Source organism: Hallerella succinigenes, from assembly GCF_002797675.1.
Taxonomy (GTDB): domain Bacteria; phylum Fibrobacterota; class Fibrobacteria; order Fibrobacterales; family Fibrobacteraceae; genus Hallerella; species Hallerella succinigenes.
Genome location: NZ_PGEX01000001.1, coordinates 3089153 through 3115529, shown reverse-complemented (window position 1 = coordinate 3115529; position 26377 = coordinate 3089153). Strand labels below are relative to the sequence as shown.

Below are 26377 nucleotides of genomic sequence, written 5' to 3'. Positions count from 1 at the left end.
ACGTGAGCAATAAAGAAGTTTTCTTTAAAGGAATTTCCACTCAAACGCTAATAACTTTGGTTATGGGCATTATGGAAGTTTTCGTTTTTTCCATGATGTCTAGGTTTCTTAGCAAAAGTGAATTCGGGTATTTTGCTGCGCTAACAGGCATTATAACTGTCTGTACAAGTATTACAGAGGCTGGTTTAGGGGCTGCAATAATTCAAAAAAAGGATGCGCAGACCTCTTTTGTTGCAACAGTTTTTTCCCTAAGTTGGCTAATGGGAATTGTTGGAACGCTTTTGATATTTGTTTTCGCTCCGGTTATTTCTCTCGTTATCGCTGACGAGACTTTAACAACGCCTTTGCGAATCATGTCGGTTAATATTTTCTTTGCGTGCATTCTGAGCGTAAAGCGGAGCTTATTAATAAAAAAATTAGACTTTAAAAAAGTTGGAATGTATAACATATCCGCGTATAGCCTTAGCGCAGCTATCGGCATTACTCTCGCATATTTGGGCTTTGGATTATATGCGGTCATTGCGGTGTCTGTTTTAAATTTGTTTTTCTTCAACATTCTTTTGTATTGCAGAAGAGGCGAAGTACCTAAATTTGCTTTTGATCGGTCTCAAATATCGTCAATTTTTTCTTTTGGCGGATGGTTAACTGCAGGAGTCATTGTCAATAATTTGACTCAACAAATGGATCGCCTCTTCTTGTCAAAATGGCTTTCTGTCACCGCATTAGGCTCTTATAATCGGCCGGCAGGTTTTGTATCCAATATAACCACGCGAATAAATGGCATATTTGATACGGTACTGTTTCCTATGCTATCAAAGGCACAAGACGATGAAAAAAAAATAAAAACCGTCTTTGTAAAAGCGGTGAAACTTTTGAATTCATTTTCTGTAGTTTTATTCGCAATTTTTTTCTTCAACGCAGAACTGATTATTTCAATCTTCTTTGGAAGTAATTGGATCAATCTAGTGCCAGTAATGCAAATAGTTTCGATATATGTCATTTTTAATATAGATAGTCGCTTAGTGGATTGCTATTTCAGAAGTTTGGCAATGGTTGATCTGGGCTTCAAATTGCGAGTTTGTTCAGCGTTAATAACATTCATTGGCTTATATATTGGCTCAGAATTCGATATACTTGGCGTCGCAATAGGTTTGGTTGTGTCTAATATTTTAACGGTATTTCTAAAGGTGTCTTTTTTGAGCCGTCGACTGAAGATTTCAATCATATCTGTGTTTGCCTCCATGTTTTTGGCTTGCAAACCAATACTTCTTTTAGGACTGATAGGATATGTGAACTTGTTATTTTTTAACCATGGTATTGTCCAGCAAATTGTCTTTGCGACGCTATATGCGTTTATCATTCTTTCGATGTTTCTTTTTTTTCCAAACATGGTTGGTTCTGAATATGCAGAAACTGTTTATCCGAGTGTAAAAACGAAGATCTTAAGGAAATTTTGCAAATGAAGATAATTTTAAAGTCGTTAAGTCTAATTATATATATTCTCTCTTTTCTTTTTCCTAGAAATAGAAGCATATGGGCTTTTGGATCTGAAACGGGTTTTGATGGTAATTCGAAATATTTCATGATTGATGTTGTTGAACATCATCCATCAATAAGACCTATTTGGATTACCAAAAGAAGAAAAGAGATACAAAGTCTCAAACAAAAGGGACTTGAAGCATATTATTCTTTTTCAATAAAAGGGATAATAATGTCTTTGAGAGCGTCAAAATATATTGTGTCGGGATCTTTGGCTGATATCAATTTTTACACAAGTGGTGGTGCGAAATATATTCAACTATGGCATGGCATAGGGATAAAATGTTGTCTTTGGAATAATAAAAACTCGGTTTTTAATACTAAAAATAAGATTGTTGGATTTATTCTTCGACCTTCTTTTTACGTAAGACCTGATTATATTTTGGGCGCGTCATCTATGATGAATAAACACCTAGCGTCAATGTTCAGGGTGAATCAAGATGTTTGTAGGTCTACCTTATACCCAAGATGTGAAATATTTTTTAGAGAGAAAAGGGATATTGAAAATTTTGTAAAGAGATGGGAGTCTCCAGAAATAATTGAGTTTATAGAAAAGCTAAAGACATATAAAAAAGTTTTTTTGTATATGCCGACATTTCGAGACAATAATCCTGAATTCTTGGAACAGCAAAAATGGGATTTGAAAAGATTAGACAATGAATTAAAACGTATAAACGGATTATTGATTGTCAAGCTGCATCCTCATATGACAAGTACTTTAAGATTTGAGAATTACTCATCAATTACGGAAATTAAGAAAAATATAGACATCTATTCAATATTAGCATTTACACATTGCTTGATTACAGACTATTCTTCTGTTTTATATGACTACATACTAATGAATGGAAAGGAAATTATACGATATGTTCCCGATCTTGATGAATATATAAGCAAGTCGCGTGATCTTCTTATGGACTATAAATCCAATTCTGTTGGAGTGATTGTGTCGTCTTTTGAAGAGCTTTTATCGCATATTGGGGATGATTTGTCAATTGACTATGAATGGCTGCGGGAACGTTTTTGGGGAGACGCATTGAAAAATCGATTGGATAAACTTTTTGAAGAAATTTATGATATCTGACAGTAAAATTTTAAAAATAACAAAGATTTTTTTTGCGGGGCAATTGTTTTTCAATGTTACCTCTGCTTTCTTGTCGCCTTATGGGGGGGGGATCAATAATGCCTCGTATGCGTTAAGAATATTATTTATTCTGTATATCTCTAAATGTATATTGTCGCTATCCTATCCATCGATTCTTCGTTCAAATACGATTTATCTTTATGGCACTCGTATCCCTATTTTTTTATCAATAACTTTGTTTTATTCGATATTATGTTATGGCAACCCCTTAGCTCTTATTTCAAAAATCTTTCCAACTTTCTTTTTGCTGCTAGAAGGGCTTCTTTTCTTAGGTATAGGGTATCATGTAGAAAAAAATACTTATTTAAAAGAAAAAGTATTTGATTTGTTTTGGAAATATGCTGTTATATCGTGTATATGGATGACTCTCTTGTCTGGATATATTATGATTTTTATGGGGGGATTGCAAAGCTTTTGGGACACTGCGCGACATGCGAACCATACATATGATATCGTTTTAAATGTATACAAAAATGTCAACCCTTATCGATTCGCCATTTTTATCCCTTTTTTCTTTCTGAAAAGAAATCGTTGGAACATTCCTTTAGTTGTCTTGTCTTGCGTAAATATTTTAGCTGTAGGGAAAAAAGGGCCGTTATTGGCCATAGCGCTATCAGGTCTGATTGTTTTTATTTTCAATAAGCAAGGCAAATTAAAATTTATCAAATATCTTTCAGTTGCATTCCTGCTCTTTTATGTATACATAACTTTTATAGATACAAATATTTTTGATGCAATGCTTTATCGATTAGATATGGACCAACATTATCAAGATGATAAAACTACATTTTATATGTCCGGTAGAAATACGTTGTGGGATATGGCATTGACCTCGTTTTTATCTGGATCAATTGTTAATAAAACGCTGGGCTTTGGAGTTGATGCCGTAGGATCTTATTTAATGGCGGCTGTAAAGTTGAATAATGCGCATAATGACTGGGTCGAAATTCTTTATAATTACGGCATTGTGGGTTTTCTTATCTACGCTTTCTTTTTTATATCTGTCACGCGTTCTTGTTGGTCGCTAAAGTATTACAATACGAAATATTTTTTAACATCTCTTTACCTTGTTTGCTTTTCTTTCGTTTCAACCTTTTATACTGTTGAATCCTATGGTGGATTAGCCGCTCCTGGTTATGGTTTTGTTTTGTTTTCTTTTATTTGCGGGTGCAAAAAATATATACAATCGGTAGGAACAGAAAGGGGATAATATGAAACAGCTTTCCTTGCAGGAATGTCAAAAAAGACTATTAGAAATAGCAAAATGTTTTGACGCTATATGCCAAAGAAATGACATTCCTTATTATATGATAGGTGGGACGCTTTTAGGAGCAATTCGCCATAAAGGATTTATTCCTTGGGATGATGACATGGATTTTGGCGTCCCGATAAAGTATTACGAAAAGTTGATGGGTTGTTTGGAAAAGGAATTGCCAAAACAATATCGTTTGTGTCAATTTGAGAAGGTGAAAAATTGCAACACCGTTTTCTCAAAAATTGATGATATGGAAACATGTGTTGATGATAAATGTAATAAATGCCCTTTATCAGAACAACTGGGATTAAGTATTGATATTTTCCCATTGTGTTTTTGCGAAAAAGAGAATGAAAGTAATATAAAGTTACAAAAACTACGATATATTGATCAAAAAGTTTTCGCAGAATCGATGGAAAATCGATGGTATAAAAGATTCTGCAAGGCAATCTTACGAGCAGTCTTCCCTTTATCAAGAAAAAGATTAATGAAAAAAATGTGGAAGTTGACGAATTCCATTAAAGGCGGCGATTATTTGGCGAATGTTTTTGGCCTTGTTGGCGAAAGAGAATTGATACCTTTATCTTTTTATGGGAGAGATTCTCGTTATCAGTTTGAAGACGCCTTTTTTTGTGGTCCAGAAAAATATGACGATTACCTTAAACAAATTTACGGAAATTATATGCAATTGCCGCCTGTTGAAAAACGCAAGAGTCATTCATTTGGTGTTTATTTGAAACATACAACAAGTGGGCTTGAGCATGAATAAAATAATTAGACTAATATCGTTATTCTTCTATTATTGTTTCGCACAATATTTACCCGATTCTTACACTCCAATATTCGGCAAGCCCTCAAATTTTATACGAATTTTTTTATGCCGGCGGATTTTTAAGTCATGCGGCAAACGAGTTCTAAATATTAATCGCCACGCCTTTTTCGGCTTTGGAAAGAATGTAGAAATTGGGGATTTTAGTAGCATTGGTGCCAATTGTGTTTTGCATCCGAATGTTAAAATAGGGCAATATGTTATGATGGGGCCTGAAACTTATATAGTAGGAAACAACCATATCACTGCAGATGTAAATACCCCAATGTGTTTTCAAGGGAAAACAGAAAACAAGGTCACCGTTATTGAAGATGATGTTTGGATTGGCGCTAGAGTCATGATTATGCCAGGGCGTAAAATTGGCAAAGGCAGTATTTTGGCTGCAGGAGCCGTCGTTACAAAAGATGTTCCTTCTCTATGTGTCTTCGGAGGAAATCCTGCAAAGCTAATTCGTAGGAGAGGGATGTAATATGGCTAAAGAACGGAATATTAACGTTGATATTTTGAAATTTCTTGCGGTATTTATAATTATAAATAGCCATGCTGACATTTGTTACCCTCGATACTCTTTCTTAGCAACGGGAGGAGCTGTTGGTGATGCGATTTTTCTTTTTTGTTCTGGATTTACCCTTTGGCATTCAACAAAGAGTGATTTCTTTAATTATTATAAAAGGCGGATTAATCGGATATACCCATCTGTTTTTGCGAGCCTTCTATTTGCGATAATTCTTGGAAAGCAATCTTTGGCAACATTAACGATAGAAAGATGTTTGGGAGATTCGTTTGTCATCGCCATCATGGTGTACTACATCCTGCTCTTTTTCTTGCATAAATATTTGAGCGCGAAGATTGGCTGGTTTTTCATTCCTTTGACAATAGTTATTTTAGCAGTTTACTATTTCTTTCCCTATAAGTATGAAACGGGAATAAAAGGAATTTACGGAATATCAACTCCATTTCGATGGATTCCTTATTTTGGCTTTATGCTGATGGGAACTTGGATGGCCCAGCGAAAAGCAAATACGATTATCGCAAGACATCTTTTCCTTGACATACTGCCTTTATTGAGCTGTCTAATTTTTTTCTATGGTCTACAATTTATTGCAAAAGTATACCCACCTGTAGCACCATTTCAGATAGCGACCTTGCCGTTTTTATTTGGAGTTATTTATTTTTTGTATCAGATATGTGGCAGTTCTTTTGCTAAAAGAATTTACGAAAGTAAATATGGTAATGCGATCATCCTTTCAATTGGAGGCCTTTGCTTAGAATCGTATCTTATACAATTGTATCTAATATCTGACAAATTTAATTTTTTTCTATTTCCGCTTAATCTAGTTATAATGGTCGCAATAATTCTTCTTGCATCTTATTGTTGCCGGTGCTTGGCAAGGTTCTTTTCGCAAACATTCCGTACAGAAGACTATGAATGGCGTAAAATTTTTTCTTTGAGATAAATTATGTTCAACATTATTATGCATTGCTCTACTTTGGACACTAAAGGTGGCATGGTTAGTGTTACAAAGAATTATTTGAATTATCATAATTGGAAGGAATTTAAAATAAAGTTTATCCCAACTCATTTTGATACGAATAAATATATCGTGATGTTGTACTTTGGGATTAGGTACATTCAAATTTTGTTTGCCATCATCTTTGGTCATTATAATATCGCTCATTTACATACTGCGGAACGTGGCAGTTTCTGGCGTAAAAATTTTTTATTGAAGACTTACCACAAATTTGGCATAAAGGTCGTGATGCATCATCATGCGGCAGAATTTGAAAAATTTTACGCTTCATGTTCACTTAAGAAAAAAGAAAAGATATGCAAAGCGCTGGCTGAGACCGACATGAACATTGTTTTGAGTGAGCGGCTTGTTCCGATGATAAAAGATAAAGAGCCTAATGCGAAAGTTGAAGTGCTGTACAATGCTGTACAAACTTTTTCAGAAAATCCATATAATACTGATGCCAAAGGAATTCTTTTTTTGGGCCGCCTTGGTAAGCGCAAAGGAATATTTGATTTGCTTAACGTAATTAAACAGTTGGATGATAAAATTCCAAAAGAAATAAAGTTCTATTTGTGCGGTGATGGCGAAATTGAAAGCGTAAACGAAAGGATGGCCACTCTAAATATTGGTCACCGTGTATCTCATGTTGGCTGGATTGATGGATTTCAAAAAGAGGCCATTTTCCAAAACACAATGATTAATGTATTGCCTTCTTACAATGAAGGTCTTCCCATGACGATTTTGGAAACTATGGCTCGGGGAATTCCTAACGTTAGCACAAGAATTGCGTCGATTCCAGAAGTGATAAAAGATGGTGAGAATGGTTTCTTGATTACGCCAGGTGATGTAGAGTCGTTGGCGAACTGTATAGAAAAACTTGTAATTGACACTGCTTTGAGAAATAACTTTAGTAATGCGTCATATGAATTAGTGACACGAAATTTTTCGCTAGATGCGAATATAGAAAAACTGAAAAATATTTATAAATCTATCCTTCCCAACGTAGACGGGACAATAAAATGAAAAAGAGGCCTCTTTTATGAATGAAGAAATTAAAGAATGTAATTGGTCTAAAGATAAAATTATTGAGTTGGCTGAAAAGGTTGCGGAGGTTGCGGAATTTAATCCGATAGAGCAATCTGATTTTAGTGAGGTTGTGAAGATTTTTGGAGGTTCTGTTATGGGGAAGCTTACAAAAATGGGTAGCTGACAGGCGGTCTTGCGAACCCGTTGACGGATTCCATACTTGACAGGATAATCCACAACGCCTATACGATAGACATCCGCAGTTCCGACCCGCACAAAGACATCTCCATGCGGGAAATCTACGGACTGGATAAAAAGTTAAGCCGCTAGAGCGGTTTCCTGTATTCCGGTCTGGCGGTTTCCGCCATTCCGGAATGTCGGTTTATTTTCGCCGGAATATTCACTTCCGACGGGTTCAGCCCATACACTTCCCTCATGGACTTGTCAACCGACTTGTCGATGTACTCGATGTTTATCTTGTACGAGTCGAACGATATCCGGTCCATGATGGGCGTCAGCAAGGGTGCTTTCGCCGTCGCATATCTGGTTGTACCAGTCCTTTTCCTCGTACTGGGAACAGAATATGGTCGACGATTTCTTGCGTCTCTTGTGGATTACCTCCAGCAGCAACCTGGCCTCGTTCTCGCGGAGCTTGAACAGCAGCCATTCGTCGATGATGAGGAGCGTCGGCTGGTAACGTATATTTTCTTTCGCAAATTCCTCTAAGGGAGTAAAAAAAATAGGATGTTCCAATTTTTAGATTTGAAATAATCACAAATCAACCTAAAAAGGACCATCCTATGGACAACAATATAATCAAAATCGACGAAGAAGGCCTCAAGAACGACCTGAAAGGAGTCATTAGAAAGACCATCGAGGAAACCCTCAACACGATGCTGGACGAGGAAGCCGCGGAGCTGTGCAACGCGGAAAGGCATGAGCGGACTGACGAGCGCAGGAACTACCGCAGCGGTCATTACCACCGCAAGCTTCTGACTTCCGCCGGAGAGGTCGACCTGTCCGTACCCAAGCTGCGCCTGGCCCCGTTCGAGACCGCCATCATCGAGCGCTACAGACGCAGGGAATCGTCCGTGGAGGAGTCTCTCATCGAGATGTACCTGGCGGGAGTATCCGTGCGCCGCGTGGAAGACGTCACGGAGCTCCTGTGGGGCTCTCGGGTCAGCGCCTCGACCGTCAGCAACCTGAACCAGAAGGTATACGGCAAGATCGAGGAATGGCGAAACAGGGCCATAGGCGGGGAATACCCCTACGTGTTCGTTGACGGCATCTACCTGAAGCGCAGCTGGGGCGGCGAAATGACCAGCGTCTCGGTACTTGTCGCGATAGGGGTGTCCGAAGACGGCTACCGGGAGATACTCGGAGCATGCGAGGGCGCAAGCGAAAGCAAGGAATGCTGGCGTAGCTTCCTCGTAAGCCTCAGGGAACGTGGCCTGAATGGCGTCCGGCTGTTCACATCGGACAAACACCTGGGCTTCCTGGAATCGGCCTCGGAAGTGTTCCCGGATGCGAAATGGCAACGCTGCATGGTGCATTTTTTCAGGAACCTGATGACAAAGATCCCTCGCAACAAGCTCGCTTCGGCCATGCCCCTGCTGAAGGCTACGTACGCCCAGGAAGACAAGGAGGCGACACTGAAAAAGGTTGCCGACGTAGAACAGAAACTGCGCGATATGGGGCTAAAATCCGCCGCAGACCTTTACCGCAAGGGCGTGATGGAGACGCTGACCTATCTCGACTTCCCGCACGAACACTGGCGCAGCATAAGGACGAACAACATCCTGGAACGCCTGAACCGGGAGATACGCAGAAGGACTCGGGTTGTGGGTTGCTTCCCGGACGGGGAATCTGCCCTGATGCTTGTGTGCGCTAGGCTAAGGCATATCGCCACGAAGGAATGGGGTACCAAGAGATACCTGAACATGAAGCATCTTTACGAGATGGAAAAGGAGAACGAGCTGAAACGGGAACAGGAAAAGGACGGAAATGTAGCCTAGATCTGATGTTGGGACAAACTATTTTTGCGAAAAACCCTTGACACTACCCGTCGGCTTGGTGTACTTCTGCAACGCGTTTTCGAGGGCGTGCCTGTCTTCCGCGGCGGACAGGTCCATCAGCAGGTCGGGCTGCCTGGTGAACCTTACCGAGTAGAACCGCCCGTACTGGCCGGGCCTTCCGCGCAGCCGCGCGTGGCTCGCGATGCGTTCGTGCCCGTAGAAGACCTCCACGGCGGTCCGGTGTCGGTCAGGCGCGATTCCACCTGTTTTTTTATATACTGGTAGGGTACGGAGTAGTACATCCCGTCCAGGGCGATGTGGTAGTTGAACTGGACCGTCGACGTTTTCCACTCCGCCACTTCGAAGGGTGTGGCGGGAAGGGGCTTCAGCAGGGGGCGTTCCTCGCTCTCGAAGATTTCCCGCCTGCTGCATTCCTTCTTCTGGAACTGGCGCGCGTTGAACGTCTCCAGCCGTTCCCTTATGGCTTCGTTCAGTTCCGCGAGCGAGAAGAACTCCTCGTCGCGAAGCGCGGCCGTTATCCACGAGGATATCTTGCCGACGTTGCCCTCGACGCTCGCCTTGTCCTTGGGGTGGCGCACCCTTGCTGGGACGACGGCCGTCCCGTAGTGTTCCGCCATCTCGCCGTAGGTCCGGTTCAGCTGCGCCGTGTACCGGTCGCTGCGGGAGTGGTTTACCGCCGTCGTGCAGTTGTCGGGCACGAGCATCGTGGTCACCCCGCCGAAGTAGTCGTACATGTGCACGTGCGCCCTGATCCAGTTCCTCGTCTTCTCGTCGGTGAACGCCTCCACGTAGGTGTACTGGCTGTACGGCAGAGTCGCGACGAACAGGTGGGCGTCCATGAGTTCACCCGTGTCCGGGTCGATGACGTGCGCCGGGTCCCCGGCCCAGTCCACCTCCACGGTTTCCGCGGGGCGGCGGGGGATGCGCATTGTCGCCCTGCGTTTCTGTTCCTCCTGCTGGATGTAGTGGCAGAACTGCGAGTACATGAGCGGCTCGCGGTTGCAGAGCCGGCAGCTCTCGCAGTATTCGGTCCAAAGCAGTTTCTTCGTCACGCCGTTCCGGAGCAGCTCCTTGCGGATGTACTCGAAGTCTATCGAGTGGCTCGGCTGTGCCGGTTTCCTGTCGGGGAAGAGCGCCTTCTCGATTGTCGCGTCGTCCATGCTTTCGGCATGCGTCCAGTCGATCCTGGCCGCGTTCGCCGCCTCCACGGCACGTTTCACCGTGTTGCGGGATACGCCCGCCGTCCTTGCGATGTTCCTCTCGCTGAAGCCGAGATGCTTCAGCCGGAGGATTTCGCGGTATTTGGTCATGTGACCTCCATTGGAAAGCCCGTCGCGACATTGCGACGGGCTATCCCATTATAGAGTTTTTCTTGACCGTTTGTGGGGTGGCTCTGTTCGACCGGAACGGTGGCTCCGCATTTTCCGGAAGGGTGGCTCTCTAGCACCGGACTGGTGGCTCAAAGTACGCCGGAATAATCAATCGACAAGAACCCGCTGAGGTAGGGCAAATTTCAGCTAAGAAAAGCGCAAAAGAGGGGGCTAACGCCCCTCTTGCGCTTTTTCTCGTTGTATTTCAAAAAATAATCTCATTTTGTCACAAAGTGTCAAAATGAATTATGTATTTTTAGGGTGTAAAATAGGAAATAGTTTTTATGCAATTCTACATCAAACAAATCCAAGTAAACCAAATACTTCATTTAAATGAATTTACGATTAGTTTGGGCGATTCGCCAAAGCATTTGCTGATAACCGGGCAGAATGGTTCTGGCAAGACGCAACTGATTAAAGCTATTGCGGAACACCTGCAATTGGTTTGTAACGACAAATCTGCAAATCGATTGAACATAGAGAATACTATCTTGTCTTGGAAAAGTGCTATTAACGACACTACGCCCGAACACCAAAAAAGACAATATCAACAGGCAATTAAAAATTTAGAGGATGAAAAAAAACTTTACTTCGGTAAGGTTGTAATAGAATTTAATGACCCGATAGCTATGACGGATGCCTATGGCAATAACGATTTTATTCTTGCTTATTATGAAACATTCCGTAATCCCAAATTCGAAGAAGTTCATTCCATTGAAAAGCCTGATTTAACCAGACCAAATGATTTATCCCACAATAAGGTGGGACAATTCCTGAAATTTCTTGCCGATAATAAGGTGCAGGCCGCTCTTGCTCGTAATGAAGGAAACTACCAGGACGCAGAAAATATAAACAACTGGTTCAATAGTTTCCAGGATGTGCTTCGCAATCTATTTGGCGATTCAAAACTTGAACTCGATTTTGATTATACAGATTATTCGTTCTATATAAATTCGTTTGGGAAAAAATTCAAGTTTACACAACTTTCCGCTGGGTATGCTGCGGCTTTGGATATAGTTGCCGATATGATTCTTAGAATGCAAAAACCGGGTTCTTTGGTCAGGGCGTATGATAAACCTGGCATTGTGTTGATTGATGAGCCGGAGACCCATTTGCATTTGGCTTTACAACGGCAAATTATGCCAATTCTTACAAAGTTGTTCCCGAACGTTCAGTTTATCGTTGCGACGCATTCTCCATTTATTCTGAGTTCATTGCCAAACGCTATTGCGTATGATTTGGAGCATAGTGAAGAATTGACTGATCTTACGGAGTATTCCTACGGCGCTTTGGCCGAATCCTAGAACAAAAACGCAGGTATTTGGCCAGGGGGGCAAAATGATTCGCGTACGCAAGTCTTCTGTTGCTCCGGCTGAATTAGCTCAAAAGGGGTATGGGGCGGATTCTGTGCAGGCCGCAATTCTCGCCGACCAAGATGACAAGTGTTATCTCTGTGAACGCAAGCGTTCTACCGATTTTCAGGTGGAGCATTTGCAAAGTCGAGATAATTGTCCCGAAAAAGAAAATTGCTGGGAGAATCTTTTTGTTGCATGTGGGTATTGCAATCAAAAGAAATCGAATAGCTTTGATGATATTTGCAATCCTTCCAGGACTGATGTTGAATGTGAAATGTCGCAAAAAGTCGATTTCTCTGTAAACAGGGTGCTGTTCAAGGTGCAGAAAACGAATGGATCATTGAATCGGACAGCGGCGCTACTCTCTCGCATGTATAACGGGACTCGCCCCGGATTGCGCACTACGCGTGAAGAAAGGTTTTACAAAGAATTCATCCAACAGATGAATGTGTTTCAGCAAGCAGTTCTTCGCTACATGGAGCAAGGCGACAACGAAACAGAAATCAAGCAGATGCTTGATATAAAAGCAGAAAATCTTGGCTTTAAGTATTCCGTTCTTGCAGAAACGCCTGCTTTGATGTTGAAGTTCGCAGACTGTGTGAGATGGAATCGTGCATAATTTTTTTAGAATCTAAGCGGGGCGTTGCGGGGCCGGCGTGTGAGGCCCCGCTTGATGGGGAAGCGGAAGACGCGACGTGTCGTGGCTGAAGCGAGGGGGGAAGGCTTTCCCCTTTCAAAAGCTTAAATGAAGATTCTGGTGATAGGTGCGGCGGGTTTTATCGCCTCAAAAATCATGGCTATGCTTTCGGCCCGCGGGGACGAGGTTGTCGGGCTTGATAGTGTCCCGCCCAAGTTGAACTTGGACATTTTTGGCAAAGCTAATAAGATAGTCCATCTTGCCTGCAAAAACTTCATCGGGAGTCAGGTACCCGATAGCCGAGTGCAACCTTTCCGTTGCTTTGCTGAATATTCCGGCGAAAATAAACCGGCATTCCGGAATGGCGGAAACCGCCAGACCGGAATACAGGAAACCGCTCTAGCGGCTTAACTTTTTATCCAGTCCGTAGATTTCCCGCATGGAGATGTCTTTGTGCGGGTCGGAACTGCGGATGTCTATCGTATAGGCGTTGTGGATTATCCTGTCAAGTATGGAATCCGTCAACGGGTTCGCAAGACCGCCTGTCAGCTACCCAGCTCGAATTCAGTTCGTCCGCGTATTTCCTGTTGTGCGTCACTGCGGTCTTGCAGTTGTCGGGCACGAGCATCTTCGAGACTCCGCCGAAAAACTCGAACATGTGGATGTGTGCGTCGTTCCATGACTTCTGTTTTTCGTCCGGGAAGGCCTCCGCGTAGGCATACATGCTGTAGTTGAGAACGCCTACGAACACGTAAGCCTTTTTCTGTTCCCCCGTTTCGGGGTCGATGATGTATGCGGGGTCTCCGGCCCAGTCGACTTCGATCTGCTCGCCGGGTTTGCGGTTGATGTGCATTGTAGCCCTGCGGACGCGTTCGTCCTGCAGGATGTAGTGGCAGTGTAAGCTTCCCCATAATTGCAGCGTCATGTTAAGCCAAAGTACGACGAGGGCTGCATCTTCATGTACCAAGTTATTTAGCCTTGAAAAGGCTTTTGTCTTGACGAATGTATATTTTTGTTAGTGGGTGTGGACACGGCTTGAAGCTATTGCAGCATGACGGAAAATTCTTGCAAACTCTTCAAGATTAGTTTCGGAAAATCTATTTCTCGAAGAACGCTGAAATGTGAATCATTCGATACGATGAAGGTTGCATTCCCAGCAATGGCGCAGTCGACAAACTTGTTGTCGTCTGGATCATCCTTTATAAGGTTGAACCTGAAGAAAGTGTCGATAAGTTCTACGGAAGGCGCGTTCAATAGGGTTTGGATAACGTTCGAAGCGATTATTGAATTTGTCTTTTGTCCAATAATCTCTTCATATTCGTCAAGGATTTCGTTTGAAACACAAAGAGTGTATTTGCCTTCCTGTAAGGCCGCGCCAGACATTGAAATAAGCACCCCGTTTAGAAAGGGATGCTAAAAGGCAATTCGTATCAAGAACAATTCTCATATGTTCTTGTAAGGCGTCCGAAGGTGTTCGTTCAGGACGGCTTCATTTTTTTCGTTGTCCCACTCGCCGGACTCCCATAGAGCATCCATGCCGTTCTCGACACGCTTGGCGAAAACATCCGTCAGGGCAACACGAATCTCTTCCAAAGATTTAGAATCCTTGGCAAAGGAAAACATCTTCAGAAGATGCAATTGAGTCGGGTTCAGGACGGTTTCCACAGGTCGCTCCATGTTTCTAAATAGGGATATACATTATTTATGTGCTGTTTGCCAACCCTAGTGTCCCGCCCAAGTTGAACTTGGACATTTTTGGCAAAGCTAATAAGATAGTCCATCTTGCCCGCAAAAACTGCATCGGGGGTCAGGAACCCGATAGCCGAGAGCAACCTTTCCGTTGCTTTGCGGATGGAACGGGGATGTGGCCGTTTTCCTCAGGTCAAAATGTCCGTGATGATGCGACGGTCGGTATACCTGTTGAAGAGCGTCTTGATTCCTCGGAAGCACGCCTTAAAAAAAAGGCACTTGGTTTTTTGCCAAGCGCCTTTTTTAGGGATAAAATGTCGATTAGACAGCGCCCTGCCACTTCATTGCATCGGCAACCTTGAGGAAGCCGGCGATGTTTGCTCCCATGACGAGGTTCTTCTTGTCGCCGTACTTGGCAGCAGCAGAGGAAGCAGCCTTATAGATGGAGCACATGATACCGTCGAGCTTCTTGTCGACTTCTTCGAAGGTCCAGGAGAGACGTTCAGAGTTCTGGGACATTTCGAGACCGGAGGTAGCCACGCCACCCGCGTTAGCAGCCTTTGCAGGTCCAAAGAGAACGCCAGCCTTCTGGAAGGCTTCGATAGCTTCCGGAGTAGACGGCATGTTTGCGCCTTCGGCGACAGCCTTCACACCGTTAGCGATAAGGGCCTTGGCACTTTCGAGGTCGAGTTCGTTCTGGGTAGCGCACGGAAGAGCGATGTCGCACTTGACCGTCCAAACGCCCTTGGAACCTTCGTGGTATTCAGAACCCGGAACGAGCTTGGCGTATTCGCTGATACGAGCGCGCTTGTTGTTCTTGAGGTCGAGAACGACGTCGAGGTTGATGCCGTTCGGGTCGTAGATGTAGCCGTTGGAGTCAGAAACGGTCACAACCTTGCCGCCGAGTTCCGTAGCCTTCTGGCAAGCGAACTGGGCAACGTTGCCCGAACCGGAAATCACGACAGTCTTGCCCTGGAAGGAGTCGTTTGCGAGGTCAGCGAGCATTTCGCGGGTGAAGTAGCAGAGGCCGTAACCGGTAGCTTCGGTACGGGCGAGAGAACCACCATAGGAGAGGCCCTTACCGGTGAGAACGCCAACCCATTCGTTGCGAATGCGCTTGTACTGGCCGAACATGTAACCGATTTCGCGAGCGCCAGTACCCTGGTCACCAGCCGGCACGTCCGTGTCAGCACCGATATGCTTGCAGAGTTCAGTCATGAAGGACTGGCAGAAACGCATCACTTCGTTGTCGCTCTTGCCCTTAGGATCGAAGTCGGAACCGCCCTTGCCGCCGCCCATCGGGAGCGTGGTCAAGCTGTTCTTGAAAATCTGTTCGAAACCGAGGAACTTGAGCATGGAGAGAGTGACTTCGTTACGAAGACGGATACCGCCCTTGTAAGGACCGATAGCAGAGTTGAACTGCACGCGGTAGCCACGGTTCACTTGAACCTTGCCCTGGTCATCAACCCAAGGGACGCGGAACGTAATCACGCGTTCCGGTTCAACGAGACGGTCGATAACACCGTTCGTTTCCCAAGACTTGTCCTGTTCGAGGACCGGGTCGAGAGATTCGAGGAATTCACGGACAGCCTGGTGGAAAAGGGCCTGGTCCGGGTCACGAGCTACGACTTTGTCATAGACAGATTTGAGGTATGCGTTTTTGATTGCCATTTTTTTTTCTCCAATGAATGACATGTTTGTTCTTGTCGAGAGAAAATATAACAATAGCGAAAACAGAAAAATTTCGCCTAAAAAATTTAAAATGTTACAAAAATGTTAAATTAAAAACGCGAGATTTTCAAAAGTGGCTTTTGTTGGAATTTCGCCAAAAAGCTACGTTTCAAAAAATGACAAAAATGTAATCCGCCTAAAAATTTTTTGGCTCTTCATCAACATGTGTGGGTGGCTTCGCCACCCTTTTTTTGTTGACTTTCGCCTAAATCAAACAAAAAAAAATGGGCTATTTTCTAAAATTTAATCGCCAAAAAAAACAGAAGAAAAAGCCCATGTCAAAATTATACAAATCCATCTTCAATGTCAACGGCTGTTCAGTCGTCAAGCAGGAGCAAACCGACACCACGGTCACCATCACGGTAAGACTCACCAAGGGCAACGCCAGCAGGTGCGGCTGTTGTGGGCGAAAAGGGAAGCTCTACGACAACGGCCGGGAACAGAGGGTATGGCGGACGCTCGATCTCGGCACGAAGATGGGCTTCATCAGGATGGACACCTACAGGGTGAAGTGCAAGAAATGCGGCGTAAAAACGGTGAAGGTGCCGTGGGCAAGCCACAGGTCAGGCTTCACCGACGCCTTCGAGCAGCAGGTCGCATGGGCCGTATGCAGCATGTCGAAAAAGGCTGTCGCAAAGCAGCTACGCATCGCCTGGAATACCGTGGGGGAAATTGCCGACCGCGTATGGGATCGCCTGGACACAAGGCCGATCAAGGCAGGCTGCATCTTCAGGCGCATAGGCATCGACGAGACCAGCTACAAGAAAGGGCACAAGTACATAACGGTGGTAGTGGATCACGACAGGCGCTGCGTGATCTGGGTCCACGAGGGCTACGGGAAGGAGGTGCTGGACCTCTTCATGAGGGAACTCAGCGAAGAGCAGCGCAAGGGCGTGGAGCTTGTGACTTGTGACGGAGCCAAGTGGATAAGGTCAAGCATCGAGGAGTTCCTGCCCAATGCCGAACGGTGCGTGGACAGCTTCCATGTCGTACAGTGGGCGACAGAAGCCCTGGACAAGGTCCGTGTGGAAGCCTGGAAGGAGGCCCGCAAGGAAAACCGCAATCAGAAACGGGGCCGAGGCAGGCCCACGAAGGATAGCGTCCCGAAGGACCGCACCGCGGAGGGGATAAAGAACTCCAGGTACGCTCTGGGCAAGGCTCCAGAGAACCTTAACGAAAGCCAGCAGAGAAAAATAGAACTCATAGCAAGCCGCTATCCGCGTCTCTACAGGGCATACCAGCTCAAGGAGGAACTGCGCATCATCCTGAAGATGGGCTATGACGATGCCAGGGAAAATCTGGACAGGTGGCTGTGGCGTGCAAGCCACTCACGCATCGGCTCAGTCAAGGATCTGTACGCAAAGATCAAGCGTAACTACGACGGAATCCTCAACACAATCAGGCTGGGCGTGTCAAACGCAAGGATCGAGGCGACGAACAACAAGATAAAGCTACTGATACGGACTGCCTATGGCTTCAGGAACATGAACAACATGCTGTCGCTGATAATGTTGAGCTGTTCCTATGTCGATGTAAAGATAGCCTACGAATGGGAATCGGAATCGAGAGAATCATCTAGCAAGGCTGCCTAAATGCTACCACACATATTGATGATGCCTCAATTTTTTTTTGAAAGAAAAAAGGTATTTTTGAAAAAAAGGCAAAATGATGCAAATGAGTCAATTTCACTCCATTCCGGCCATGTTTCTGGACATGTGTCGCTCGAAAGACTTTCCGGGTTGGTTTCGGAGAGTGGACGGTTCTTGGGAAGAATACTCGGGAAAACGTTTGGAAGAGCTGCTTTTCTTTGCATCGCTTGCTTTTGCGAAATACGGCGTAGGAGAGGGGAAAAGTCTTGGCATTATTGCTTCTACCTCTCCGAATTGGATTGTGGCGGATTTAGCCTGTGAAGTGTGCCATGCGCCTACCGTTCCGCTGTTTCCGAACATTAGCGAAGAACATTTTCAGTTCCAGTGTGATGATTCCGAAATCGGTTTTTTGGCCGTGGACAATGTGGATGTTTTGGATGCGGGAATCCGCAAGCACATGGCGCGTTTCCGCTATATCATTTGCTTTGATGATCATGCAAAGCTTCCGGTCAATGGGATTTACTGGAAGAGCCTTTTGAAAGAGGGTGAAATTCTTTCCAGGGAATACGGAACGCAGGAATGGTTCAAATACAAGATCGATACGATCAAGCGCAGCCATTTGTTCTCGGTCATTTATACGAGCGGTTCGACGGGATGCCCGAAAGGTGTGGAACTTTCGCATCGCAACATGCTCTCGATGGTCGGTTCTTTGGAATCGATGATCGATCCAAAGCCTGAAACGGATGCGGGCTTGAGCGTGCTCCCGGTGGCGCATGTGTTTGAACGCATGGTAATCTGCTTTTACATGCGCAAGCATTTGAAGGTTTACTTTGCCGATTCTCCAAAGAATATAGGCGTCATCGCGCACGAAGTGCACCCGACAATCGGAACGTTTGTGCCGAGAATTCTTGAAAAGTTTGCTGACGTGATTACGTCGAGAGAGTATAGGTTGACAGGTGCAAAGCGCATGCTGGTGCATCGCGCAATCCGTTTTGCCAAAAAGAACATTCCGGGACACGGCAAGATGCGTCGTGCGATTTACGACAAGCTTGTCTATGTAAAAATCCGAGAAGCTTTGGGCGGTAAGTTCAAGTGGATTATTTCGGGCAGTAGCGCTTTGAACAAAACGGTTTACCGCTTTTTGGTGAACATTGGGTTCCCGATCTTTGAAGGCTACGGCCTCACGGAATGCTGCCCGGTGATCAGCGTGAACGTGCCTCAGGCAAATCGCATGGGATCCGTGGGCAAGCCTCTGGAAAGCCTCGAAGTGAAAATCGGCGAAAAGCATGAAATTTTAGTGAAAGGCATGAGTGTTTTCCAAGGCTATCGCAACATGCCTGATATGAATCGAGCCGCCTGGACAGAAGATGGATTCTTCCGTACCGGTGACCAGGGATTTTTGGACAAGGACGGCTTTCTCTTTTTGACAGGCCGCATCAAGGAAATCTTTAAGACGAGTACGGGAAAGTACGTGTCACCTGTGCCGATTGAACTTGAACTCGTCCGTCATCCGCTGATCGATGCGGCGATGATTGAAGCGAATAATCGCAAATTTGTTTCTGCGCTTCTCTTTATAGGCTATGACGAAGCTATGCGAATTTTGGGAAAAAGGCGTGCCGATTTCAATGCGGAAGAAGCCTGCCAAAATCCAGAAATTCTGGAAACACTACAGGCCTATGTGGATGCGGTGAATCGCAAGTTCAATCGTTGGGAACAAATTAAGAAGTGGACGCTTGTGGCGGAACCGCTTGCTGTTGAATCGGGAATGATGACGCCGACTTTCAAACTGCGCCGTGGTGCCGTAGAAAAACGTTTCCACGACCAGATTGAAAAGATGTATCTCGAATAAGTTTATTCTTTTGGGTAAGCGCAGCAACGGAACGAAATGGATGCGTCCGTGTAAAAGGCTGCGGCTCTCTTGTACGCAACAGATTCACCGGTGAAGAATACGGCTTCGGTGCGGACCGGTTCGTAAGTCAAGTTGCCTGCGAGTTCCTTGAGCCATTTTTCGCCACCGCTCTTGTATTCGGAAAGGGGCGCGTAATCTTCGCCGAGGGAGTCTCCGTCTGCATTAGAAACCTTAAAGAACTGCACGGAATCCGTGAAATCCTTTTGGGTCAAGATCTTGTACAGGGTACGGGTCGTGTCTTCGGTGTAGCTCGTGTCCACTTTCGCGCCTTCACGGTACAGGTAAACGGTTTCTTGCGTGTAACCGGCACGGGTGCGGTTCGGAATCGAATATGTGGTACACTTGGAAAGCGATTCGCGGGATTCTCCCGAGTAATAGATGTAACTCGAACCACGGAGAACGTAGAGAGTTGTATCATCCGAGCCGATGACCCATTCCTGGAAGCCGCCTGAAAAATTGCGGACTCCGTCTGGGCTTACGCAGAGCTTGTTGCGTTTGGAGAGATCCGTGGCGCTTGTGGAATCGTTGTTGCCGACGTCGCAGTATTTGTACAGGTAATCGGAAGCGCTGAAGTCGCCTTCTTCGATGACACCGTAAGAAGTTCTGCCCTGGGCGGTACAGGCCGCTTTCCAGTCGGCGGATTTGCAAAGGGAAACGGTGAAGCCGCTCGCCGAAATGCCTTCGCAAGCTGCGACTGCTTCTGCGTGTAGAACGTTATGGGCGAAGGTGCTGTCCGTGTCCATGTGCTCGTACTTTTCGATGCAGAAACGCGTTGTGTCGCTTGTGCGGACAGGTACAAATCCGTCTGGGCATTTAAGATCGGATTCAGGTCCGAGCGTCACCTGGATGGTGTCGATTAGAGCTTTGGAATAATAGCCCGAGGAATCGATTGAACGGACGCGGACGATCAGTGTGTCGCCGGGGATGACCCAGCGGAGCGTGTCGACGACGTATGCGCCTGTCGCGGAAACCTTCATGGTGTCGCCGTCGATGTCATAGGACTTGATATATTTTTCTTCGGATTCGCCGCCGGCGTTCGTCGCCTTTTCCCATTCTTTGCCGTTCCAAAGTTCTACGACGTAGCTCTTCACTTCGCGGTAGCAGTATTCTTCAAAACAGTACGTGGGGTAGTGGAGTATCGAGTCGGCTGTAATTCCGCTTGTATCGGTTAGGGGATCAACGCTACGGGCCCAATAGATGAGGACTCGGTTCGAATTGAGGAATGCCTTGGTGGAATCGGTCGTGTCGGAGCGCACCCAGAGCTTGTTCCCAATGAGCGGCGCGATCTTGTCGGTTGTCATAAAGAGCTGGTTCGTTTCCACGGATCCAGTGCCGGAAGCGTTTCCTGCGGAATCATAGGCGATGATACCGATCGTGTACTTGCTTTCGGGCTGAAGACCTTCGATGATCATGCGGTAACGGTTTGCTTTGTCATTTGAAAAGTCGAATCCATCGCCATCGATTACGGCGATGCGCAGATAGTTTTTGTTTGTCACAGACGAAGAGGTTTCATCGATCCAAAGGGAATCGTTGGTGAAGCGGAAACGGTGATGTCTTTTCCAAAAGGCTTTGCCGGTGGAATCCGTTTTGCCGTTGTGGGTGATTTTCACCTTCACATTGCGAATGTCTTGCTCTTCGTTTTCGGCCCAAAGGAGAATGTTGTAGCCGGCGATTGGTCCGGAAAGGCTTTCGGGCGCGTAATAATCACGCTGATCGGTTGGACGCGCCCAGTCGATGGCTACGCCTGTCGTCCAGACGGAATCGCTGATCGTGACGAGGGATGGGGCAAGGTCATCGCCGAAGTGGACGAAAACATGCTGGACATCGCCTTCCTTGTCGTTGTCGTTGTATTCGCTCCAGATGGCGATTGCAAGACTGTCGCGTTCCAAGTATTGGTAAACGTACTCGGTCAGGTCGAGCGTGTCGTAGAGTTTTTCCGAGTTTTTAAACGGAACCTTGATCGAATGTTCGGTAGCGCCGCTGGGAACGTTCGTCGTGGAATCGTTGACGTAGACGGTATCGATCCAGATGTGGAACTGGACGAGATCATCCGTTTCGATTGGAATTCTCCAGCGCATCTGGTAGCAGTAGCTGGTCGTGTCGCTTTTCGAAGTGCACCCGCGGATAATGGATAAATCCTGAACGGCACGCTCAAAGCGATAGTCGTCTTCGCTTGTTTTGTCCGAGCAGGCAAAAAGGGCGAGTGTAACCAGTAAAACGGCAAATGTCTGCAGTAATGATTTCATCAACCCTAAGATACAAAAAATCCTAGGGAGGAATTTACATCTGTCCTTTGTTCAGACCCTTAGTCGGCAGGTAGCGAATGGAACCGTCATTCTTGAGGATGATGGCGACGCCTGCGAGATAGTTCAGCCAACGGCCGGTTTCGTACTGCTTGACGTCAACGGTTCCGTTTGTCGCATAGACGAGGAATGGAACGAGGAAGGTATCGTGCGTTGCCATAATCGAAAGCTTATGACCTTGGACATTCGGCAAAACCTGATCGTTCACAAATTCTTCGGCACGGTCCGCTAAGGTGTAGAAGGCGTCTGCAAATTCGCCGAGGTAAGCGTACTTGGAAACGACTGTCCAACCGCCGCCATAGCTGTTTTTGTATTCTTCAAACTTTGTCGTATCTTGGACGAACCAGTTGCCGTCCAAACCGTCTAAGACTTCGGCATCGCATTTTTCATTACGTCCGTCGGCGATACCGAAAACGGTCTGCATAGTGCGAACGAATCCTGAGTAAGCGTAGTAAGCGGTGACGTTTGAATCGATTAAAGTCGTGCCCACGTACTTGGCTTGTTTTTTTCCTTCGCGGGTCAGCTGAGCGGTACGGCTGTAATCCGAAGAGCGTTTCGCATGGCGAATCACAAAGACAACGCTTTCTGTGGAATCCAGGCGTGCATAAATTTCGGCCATAGTGTAGAATCCGTCATTTTCAAGTTCGCCAGGATCGTAAGAGGACGCGGATGAAGAGGAATTTCCACAAGCGGCGAAAGACAGTGCTATGATGGTGGCTGTAAAAAAGACAGTCATACGAAGAGTCAGGTTTTTCATAGGAAGATTCCACAAAACATATGATACGGATAACGAGCATTCTAAATATAAATCGCGTTTGAAAAAGCTTTTGCAAAATTTTGGATGCGTAAATTATATTATGGAAAATTGGAAATAATCCGTGGAGCGTTTATGCGTTTTTATATTCCGACAAATATTTACGTGGAAAAGAATTGCGTGCAACATCACGCTAAAGACGTGCTTGCCTTAGGCAAAAAAGCGTTGATTGTGACCGGCAAACATTCCGCAAAAACAAATGGATCCTTGGATGATGTTTTAAAAATTTTGCAGTCGGGAAATGTTCCATATCAAATTTTTAACGAAGTCGAAGAGAATCCTTCGGTGGAAACCGTCGCCTGTGCGGCAGAAATGGGAAAGGCTTTCGCCGCAGACTTTGTCATTGGAATCGGAGGAGGTTCGCCAATCGATGCTGCGAAGGCGATTGCGCTTTTGATAGCGAATCCTTCTGAAACAGAAACGAGCCTTTATACGCCGAAGGATTTGAAGACGCTTCCGCTGCTCGCTGTTCCGACAACCTGTGGAACGGGAACCGAAGCGACTCCAGTATCGGTTTTGACGAACCGCAAAGGCGGATTCAAGAAGAGTATTGCTTGCAAGATTTTTCCGACGCTTTCCTTGGTAGACGGCAAGTATTTAGCCTTTGCCGAAAAAGAATTGATTCTGAATACCGCTGTCGATGCGCTTTCGCACATGGTTGAAAGTTATTTGAATAGCCAGTCGAATGTTTATAATCGCATGTTCCCGGAATACGGATTAAAAATTTGGGAACAAAATAAGAATGCGCTCCTTTCGGATGCGCCGATCGATGAAAAACTTTACGAGAATTTGATGCTCGCTTCGACGCTTGCTGGAATGTCCATTGTGCATACGAGTACCGCTTTGCCACATGGAATGAGTTACGATCTTACGTACAATCTTTGTGTTCCGCATGGAAAGGCGGTGGGGTATTTTCTTGCCGCATACATGAAAGCCTGCGAAAAGTCGGTGCCGGCGGACGTGCGCACAATCTTGGATCTGCTTAAGCTTAAAGACGTCGCCGCGTTTGCGGAAATGGTGAAGGCTATGATTGGAACGTATGAGCTTCCCCGTGCGACGGTCGAATGCTTTGCACAGCGTATGTGTGAAAACTCTTCGAAGTTAAAGCTTGCCCCGTGTGAACTTTCGAAAGAAGACGTATGGGAAATTTATAGGGAAAGTTTGATAATAAATTAACAATTATCCATGATTCTAAAGCTCGGAAGGGAAACCTTTAGGTATATACTGAATACCCATTAACGGATAACAAAAAACGCTCGCAGGACTGCGGGCGTTTTTTGTAAAAGCTGGTTGCTGAACTATTAACGAGAATAGTATTCGACCACGAGCTGTTCCTGGAGCTGGACCGGAATCTGAGCGCGGAGCGGGGTAGCCACGAGCTTGCCTTCCATCTTGTCCTTATCCACGGTCACGTATTCCGGGAGAGCCGGAGCGTTTTCGAGAGCTTCCTTGATCTGAACGTGGTTCTTGGAACGTTCACGAACAGCGATCACGTCGCCGACCTTAACGAGACGGCTCGGGGAGAAGCTACGAACACCGTTCACGGAGAAGTGACCGTGAGCGACATACTGACGAGCAGCGAAAATGGTACGAGCAAAACCCATACGGAAGACGAGTGCGTCAAGACGGGTTTCGAGAAGAACCATCAGGTTATCACCTGCAGAACCTTCACGACGGTTGGCTTCGGCATAAGTCTTAGCCATCTGTGCTTCGGAAATGTTGTATGTAAAGCGAAGGCGCTGCTTTTCAACAAGCTGTTGCTTGTAAACGGAAGCGGACTTCTTACGATCTTGACCGTGCTGGCCAGGTCCGAAATTGCGACGGTCCAGAACCTTTTGGGTCTTTTGGGTGGTTGCGAGCCCGAGAGAGCGGGCGACCTTAGCTTTGGGTCCACGATAAGAGGACATTGTTACCTCGAAAGGAAGCTCTTTAGTTAAACCTGAGACGCTGGCAGAGCTTGGCGCGGCATTTCAGGGTAGGGAAAAGATAGTAAATCTTTCGCCAAATGTCTTTTTTATTCGTTGATGTACACGATTAAGGTGTCTCTGGCACGCGGATCGGCCTTGCTTTGGGCAATTAGGCGGATAATTTCGCCTGCATGGGAGGCGTCGCTTGTGATAGCGATGTTCGTTGCGCTCAAAAGCTGTTCCGTTCCGTAGCTTTCGCAGGAACCTTCCGTGTAGGAGGACTGGATAAAGTTTAGATCTGCGCACGGGGTGTACCAGAGGGCGTAGTTGCTCACGTCGGAAGGTTCTGCCCGGAGAGTCAGGCTTTCGAAGTAGAGGGTATCGCCGATGGATGCGCTCTTGCTTTGGAGTTCTTTTTCCTTTTCTTCATCGTAGAAGCTGAACTTCGTCACGTAGTTCAAACGCTGGATGACCGCTTTGAGGGTGAGTTCCTGGCTTTCGGTTTTCGGTGGGGAGTTCAGGCGCACATAGTGCAGGTAATAGGCTCCCTTTTCCGGGGCGATGAATTCGGGGCTTGTGGCGGTAATGTTTGCCACGGAATCGCCTTCTGCATTCAACACGGTGTAGGTTGCCGGGTAGCTTGCTCCGGTGTAATAGCCTTCGATATCGTGATAAATGAGGATGCTATCGCCCTGGGCGAGGTCGGCAAGCCAAACGTATTGCTCCTGATACAAGTAATACTTGGCGGCGTCGTTACGTTCGCGGACAATGGTGAGCGTGTCGCCGACTTTTTGAATGGAGTCCGGGTTTGCAAAGTATTCGCCCTGTTCCAAGTTTCGGGAAGTGGTGATGATTGTGAAATAGGCGTATGGGCCTGTCTGGTAGTTGGGGAACGATTGCGGAGTGATTTGGACCGAGTAATCGCACGAAGCTTTCGGGAGAATCTGTTCGTCGATCGAAGAAGTGCCTGTCGCGATGGTTGCATCTTCCTTCTGGAGGTCGATGCTGACAAGAGACTTTCCGGTGACGTTCACGTTAATGCTCTTGCCGGTTTCTGCGGTGAAGTGGATGATCGCTTTTTTCGCCGATTCGCCGAGCAGGAAGACTCCGTGGATTGTATCGCCGAGGGAAAGATCCACGGTGGACGAGTCGCCTGTGTAGGAGAAGTATCCCGGGTACATTTCAGCGGCGATGCGAATTGTGTATGTCGAATCCTTGTCCAAGCTGACTTGAGGAATATCGACATAGTAGAATCCGGATTCTGCTGTCGTGACGAAATTTGTCACAGTGTATTCGTCGGTGCCGAGAACTGTGTAAAGGTTCTGGGTGCTATAAGTGGTATCGCCGTTCTCATCGAGCGTATAAGATTCCGGGATAAGGATTGTACCCTGTTCTTCACGGACAAAGAGCGAATCCGCATGGCCGCCGGATTTTTTACCGATGATGCGGATGAGCGTTCCCTTGGAATATTCGCCGAGGAATAATTTGTACGAAGTTCGCAGGGAATCTCCTTGGGTAATCTTCAACGTATCATTTGTCAAAGAGTCTGCATAAGCGACGTCCAAGCGATTTGAATAGGAACTGGAGGGTTCCACCGAGGAGGAAGATTCCGAAGAAGAGGATTCTTCGCCTGCCGATGTGCTACTGTCGCTTCCGCAGCCGATCAGCGCGGAAAGGAGTGCAAACGGAAACAGTCTAAAAAAATGCTTCGATACCAACATCATAATCAC

21 protein-coding genes and 6 pseudogenes are annotated in these 26377 nt (G+C 45.9%); 16 read left to right on the top strand and 11 right to left on the bottom strand.

Annotated elements, in window-relative coordinates:
* Positions 1 to 2: 2 nt before the first annotated feature.
* From BGX16_RS14350 to BGX16_RS15340, 9 genes and pseudogenes are all read left to right on the top strand, one after another.
* Positions 3 to 1463, top strand: a complete 1461-nt coding sequence (locus BGX16_RS14350) for a lipopolysaccharide biosynthesis protein (RefSeq protein ID WP_100426670.1) — start codon at positions 3 to 5, stop codon at positions 1461 to 1463.
* Positions 1460 to 2623, top strand: coding sequence for a CDP-glycerol glycerophosphotransferase family protein (locus BGX16_RS14345; protein ID WP_100426669.1), 1164 nt, complete (start codon positions 1460 to 1462; stop codon positions 2621 to 2623). The genes BGX16_RS14350 and BGX16_RS14345 overlap by 4 nt, the downstream gene beginning before the upstream one ends.
* A complete protein-coding gene (locus BGX16_RS14340) occupies positions 2613 to 3893 on the top strand; it encodes an O-antigen ligase family protein (protein ID WP_100426668.1) in 1281 nt (426 codons plus the stop codon). Before BGX16_RS14345 ends, BGX16_RS14340 begins: the two co-directional genes overlap by 11 nt.
* A gap of 1 nt (position 3894) precedes the next feature.
* Positions 3895 to 4707, top strand: a complete 813-nt coding sequence (locus BGX16_RS14335; RefSeq protein ID WP_100426667.1) for a LicD family protein — start codon at positions 3895 to 3897, stop codon at positions 4705 to 4707.
* Positions 4700 to 5236: an acyltransferase gene (locus BGX16_RS14330; protein WP_100426666.1), complete on the top strand. Its 537-nt coding sequence runs from the start codon at positions 4700 to 4702 to the stop codon at positions 5234 to 5236. Before BGX16_RS14335 ends, BGX16_RS14330 begins: the two co-directional genes overlap by 8 nt.
* A gap of 1 nt (position 5237) precedes the next feature.
* Positions 5238 to 6224, top strand: a complete 987-nt coding sequence (locus BGX16_RS14325; protein WP_100426665.1) for an acyltransferase family protein — start codon at positions 5238 to 5240, stop codon at positions 6222 to 6224.
* A 3-nt stretch (positions 6225 to 6227) separates the two neighbouring features.
* On the top strand, positions 6228 to 7304 hold the full coding sequence (locus BGX16_RS14320) for a glycosyltransferase family 4 protein (protein ID WP_100426664.1): 1077 nt from the start codon (positions 6228 to 6230) through the stop codon (positions 7302 to 7304).
* A 16-nt stretch (positions 7305 to 7320) separates the two neighbouring features.
* Complete coding sequence (locus tag BGX16_RS14760; RefSeq protein WP_157798083.1) at positions 7321 to 7491, top strand: hypothetical protein; 171 nt, start codon at positions 7321 to 7323, stop codon at positions 7489 to 7491.
* Positions 7492 to 7493: 2 nt separating this feature from the next.
* Positions 7494 to 7637: pseudogene (locus BGX16_RS15340) on the top strand (AAA family ATPase); the annotation flags it as partial.
* An 83-nt stretch (positions 7638 to 7720) separates the two neighbouring features.
* Here BGX16_RS15340 and BGX16_RS14310 read toward each other — a convergent pair.
* Positions 7721 to 7997, bottom strand: a pseudogene (locus tag BGX16_RS14310) (ATP-binding protein); the annotation flags it as partial.
* A gap of 110 nt (positions 7998 to 8107) precedes the next feature.
* On the opposite strand from BGX16_RS14310, the gene BGX16_RS14305 reads away from it, so the two are divergent.
* Positions 8108 to 9322 (top strand): IS256 family transposase, encoded by a 1215-nt coding sequence (locus BGX16_RS14305; protein WP_100424606.1) that lies wholly within the window; start codon positions 8108 to 8110, stop codon positions 9320 to 9322.
* A 162-nt stretch (positions 9323 to 9484) separates the two neighbouring features.
* Here the strand turns inward: BGX16_RS14305 and istA are convergent.
* A pseudogene (gene istA, locus BGX16_RS14300) lies at positions 9485 to 10653 on the bottom strand (IS21 family transposase); the annotation flags it as partial.
* A 344-nt stretch (positions 10654 to 10997) separates the two neighbouring features.
* Between istA and BGX16_RS14295 the strand changes: the two are divergent.
* The 3 genes and pseudogenes from BGX16_RS14295 to BGX16_RS15310 form a co-directional block, all read left to right on the top strand.
* On the top strand, positions 10998 to 12017 hold the full coding sequence (locus BGX16_RS14295; protein ID WP_100426662.1) for an AAA family ATPase: 1020 nt from the start codon (positions 10998 to 11000) through the stop codon (positions 12015 to 12017).
* 34 nt (positions 12018 to 12051) lie between these two features.
* Positions 12052 to 12687, top strand: a complete 636-nt coding sequence (locus tag BGX16_RS14290) for an HNH endonuclease (RefSeq protein WP_100426661.1) — start codon at positions 12052 to 12054, stop codon at positions 12685 to 12687.
* Between the two features lie 126 nt (positions 12688 to 12813).
* A pseudogene (locus BGX16_RS15310) lies at positions 12814 to 12912 on the top strand (NAD-dependent epimerase/dehydratase family protein); the annotation flags it as partial.
* Positions 12913 to 13104: 192 nt separating this feature from the next.
* Here BGX16_RS15310 and BGX16_RS15335 read toward each other — a convergent pair.
* The 5 genes and pseudogenes from BGX16_RS15335 to gdhA all read right to left on the bottom strand — a co-directional run.
* Positions 13105 to 13248: pseudogene (locus BGX16_RS15335) on the bottom strand (AAA family ATPase); the annotation flags it as partial.
* 25 nt (positions 13249 to 13273) lie between these two features.
* Positions 13274 to 13609: pseudogene (locus BGX16_RS14275) on the bottom strand (IS21 family transposase); the annotation flags it as partial.
* 137 nt (positions 13610 to 13746) lie between these two features.
* Positions 13747 to 14088, bottom strand: coding sequence for a putative toxin-antitoxin system toxin component, PIN family (locus tag BGX16_RS14270; protein WP_241899591.1), 342 nt, complete (start codon positions 14086 to 14088; stop codon positions 13747 to 13749).
* A gap of 60 nt (positions 14089 to 14148) precedes the next feature.
* Positions 14149 to 14370 carry a hypothetical protein gene (locus tag BGX16_RS14265; RefSeq protein WP_015731874.1) on the bottom strand — a complete coding sequence of 74 codons (222 nt, stop codon included), beginning with the start codon at positions 14368 to 14370 and terminating at the stop codon, positions 14149 to 14151.
* A 345-nt stretch (positions 14371 to 14715) separates the two neighbouring features.
* The gene (gdhA, locus tag BGX16_RS14260) at positions 14716 to 16065 is read right to left on the bottom strand and encodes an NADP-specific glutamate dehydrogenase (protein WP_100426874.1); all 1350 of its coding nucleotides are present in this window, start codon (positions 16063 to 16065) and stop codon (positions 14716 to 14718) included.
* Positions 16066 to 16400: 335 nt separating this feature from the next.
* Between gdhA and BGX16_RS14255 the strand changes: the two genes are divergently transcribed.
* Both BGX16_RS14255 and BGX16_RS14250 read left to right on the top strand, forming a co-directional pair.
* Positions 16401 to 17717, top strand: a complete 1317-nt coding sequence (locus BGX16_RS14255) for an ISL3 family transposase (protein WP_100425318.1) — start codon at positions 16401 to 16403, stop codon at positions 17715 to 17717.
* A 160-nt stretch (positions 17718 to 17877) separates the two neighbouring features.
* Positions 17878 to 19563 carry an AMP-dependent synthetase/ligase gene (locus tag BGX16_RS14250; RefSeq protein WP_157798082.1) on the top strand — a complete coding sequence of 562 codons (1686 nt, stop codon included), beginning with the start codon at positions 17878 to 17880 and terminating at the stop codon, positions 19561 to 19563.
* 2 nt (positions 19564 to 19565) lie between these two features.
* Here BGX16_RS14250 and BGX16_RS14245 read toward each other — a convergent pair whose 3' ends face one another.
* Both BGX16_RS14245 and BGX16_RS14240 read right to left on the bottom strand, forming a co-directional pair.
* Positions 19566 to 21869, bottom strand: a complete 2304-nt coding sequence (locus BGX16_RS14245; protein WP_100426658.1) for a hypothetical protein — start codon at positions 21867 to 21869, stop codon at positions 19566 to 19568.
* A 34-nt stretch (positions 21870 to 21903) separates the two neighbouring features.
* On the bottom strand, positions 21904 to 22683 hold the full coding sequence (locus BGX16_RS14240) for a histidine phosphatase family protein (protein ID WP_100426657.1): 780 nt from the start codon (positions 22681 to 22683) through the stop codon (positions 21904 to 21906).
* Positions 22684 to 22815: 132 nt separating this feature from the next.
* Between BGX16_RS14240 and BGX16_RS14235 the strand changes: the two genes are divergently transcribed.
* Positions 22816 to 23916, top strand: coding sequence for an iron-containing alcohol dehydrogenase family protein (locus BGX16_RS14235; protein ID WP_100426656.1), 1101 nt, complete (start codon positions 22816 to 22818; stop codon positions 23914 to 23916).
* Positions 23917 to 24041: 125 nt separating this feature from the next.
* Here BGX16_RS14235 and rpsD read toward each other — a convergent pair whose 3' ends face one another.
* Positions 24042 to 24647: a 30S ribosomal protein S4 gene (gene rpsD / locus BGX16_RS14230; protein ID WP_100426655.1), complete on the bottom strand. Its 606-nt coding sequence runs from the start codon at positions 24645 to 24647 to the stop codon at positions 24042 to 24044.
* A 107-nt stretch (positions 24648 to 24754) separates the two neighbouring features.
* On the bottom strand, positions 24755 to 26371 hold the full coding sequence (locus tag BGX16_RS14225; protein WP_157798081.1) for a hypothetical protein: 1617 nt from the start codon (positions 26369 to 26371) through the stop codon (positions 24755 to 24757).
* Positions 26372 to 26377: the final 6 nt, after the last annotated feature.

Bases quoted from the DNA above. Each gene is read 5' to 3' on its own strand.
- BGX16_RS14270 (WP_241899591.1), bottom strand. From the start codon at position 14,088: ATGTCTGGCGCGGCCTTACAGGAAGGCAAATACACTCTTTGTGTTTCA.
- BGX16_RS14255 (WP_100425318.1), top strand. From the start codon at position 16,401: ATGTCAAAATTATACAAATCCATCTTCAATGTCAACGGCTGTTCAGTC.
- BGX16_RS14305 (WP_100424606.1), top strand. From the start codon at position 8,108: ATGGACAACAATATAATCAAAATCGACGAAGAAGGCCTCAAGAACGAC.
- BGX16_RS14760 (WP_157798083.1), top strand. From the start codon at position 7,321: ATGAATGAAGAAATTAAAGAATGTAATTGGTCTAAAGATAAAATTATT.
- BGX16_RS14330 (WP_100426666.1), top strand. From the start codon at position 4,700: ATGAATAAAATAATTAGACTAATATCGTTATTCTTCTATTATTGTTTC.
- gdhA (WP_100426874.1), bottom strand. From the start codon at position 16,065: ATGGCAATCAAAAACGCATACCTCAAATCTGTCTATGACAAAGTCGTA.
- BGX16_RS14290 (WP_100426661.1), top strand. From the start codon at position 12,052: ATGATTCGCGTACGCAAGTCTTCTGTTGCTCCGGCTGAATTAGCTCAA.
- BGX16_RS14235 (WP_100426656.1), top strand. From the start codon at position 22,816: ATGCGTTTTTATATTCCGACAAATATTTACGTGGAAAAGAATTGCGTG.
- BGX16_RS14320 (WP_100426664.1), top strand. From the start codon at position 6,228: ATGTTCAACATTATTATGCATTGCTCTACTTTGGACACTAAAGGTGGC.
- BGX16_RS14340 (WP_100426668.1), top strand. From the start codon at position 2,613: ATGATATCTGACAGTAAAATTTTAAAAATAACAAAGATTTTTTTTGCG.
- BGX16_RS14295 (WP_100426662.1), top strand. From the start codon at position 10,998: ATGCAATTCTACATCAAACAAATCCAAGTAAACCAAATACTTCATTTA.
- BGX16_RS14335 (WP_100426667.1), top strand. From the start codon at position 3,895: ATGAAACAGCTTTCCTTGCAGGAATGTCAAAAAAGACTATTAGAAATA.
- BGX16_RS14325 (WP_100426665.1), top strand. From the start codon at position 5,238: ATGGCTAAAGAACGGAATATTAACGTTGATATTTTGAAATTTCTTGCG.
- BGX16_RS14345 (WP_100426669.1), top strand. From the start codon at position 1,460: ATGAAGATAATTTTAAAGTCGTTAAGTCTAATTATATATATTCTCTCT.
- rpsD (WP_100426655.1), bottom strand. From the start codon at position 24,647: ATGTCCTCTTATCGTGGACCCAAAGCTAAGGTCGCCCGCTCTCTCGGG.
- BGX16_RS14245 (WP_100426658.1), bottom strand. From the start codon at position 21,869: ATGAAATCATTACTGCAGACATTTGCCGTTTTACTGGTTACACTCGCC.
- BGX16_RS14225 (WP_157798081.1), bottom strand. From the start codon at position 26,371: ATGATGTTGGTATCGAAGCATTTTTTTAGACTGTTTCCGTTTGCACTC.
- BGX16_RS14240 (WP_100426657.1), bottom strand. From the start codon at position 22,683: ATGAAAAACCTGACTCTTCGTATGACTGTCTTTTTTACAGCCACCATC.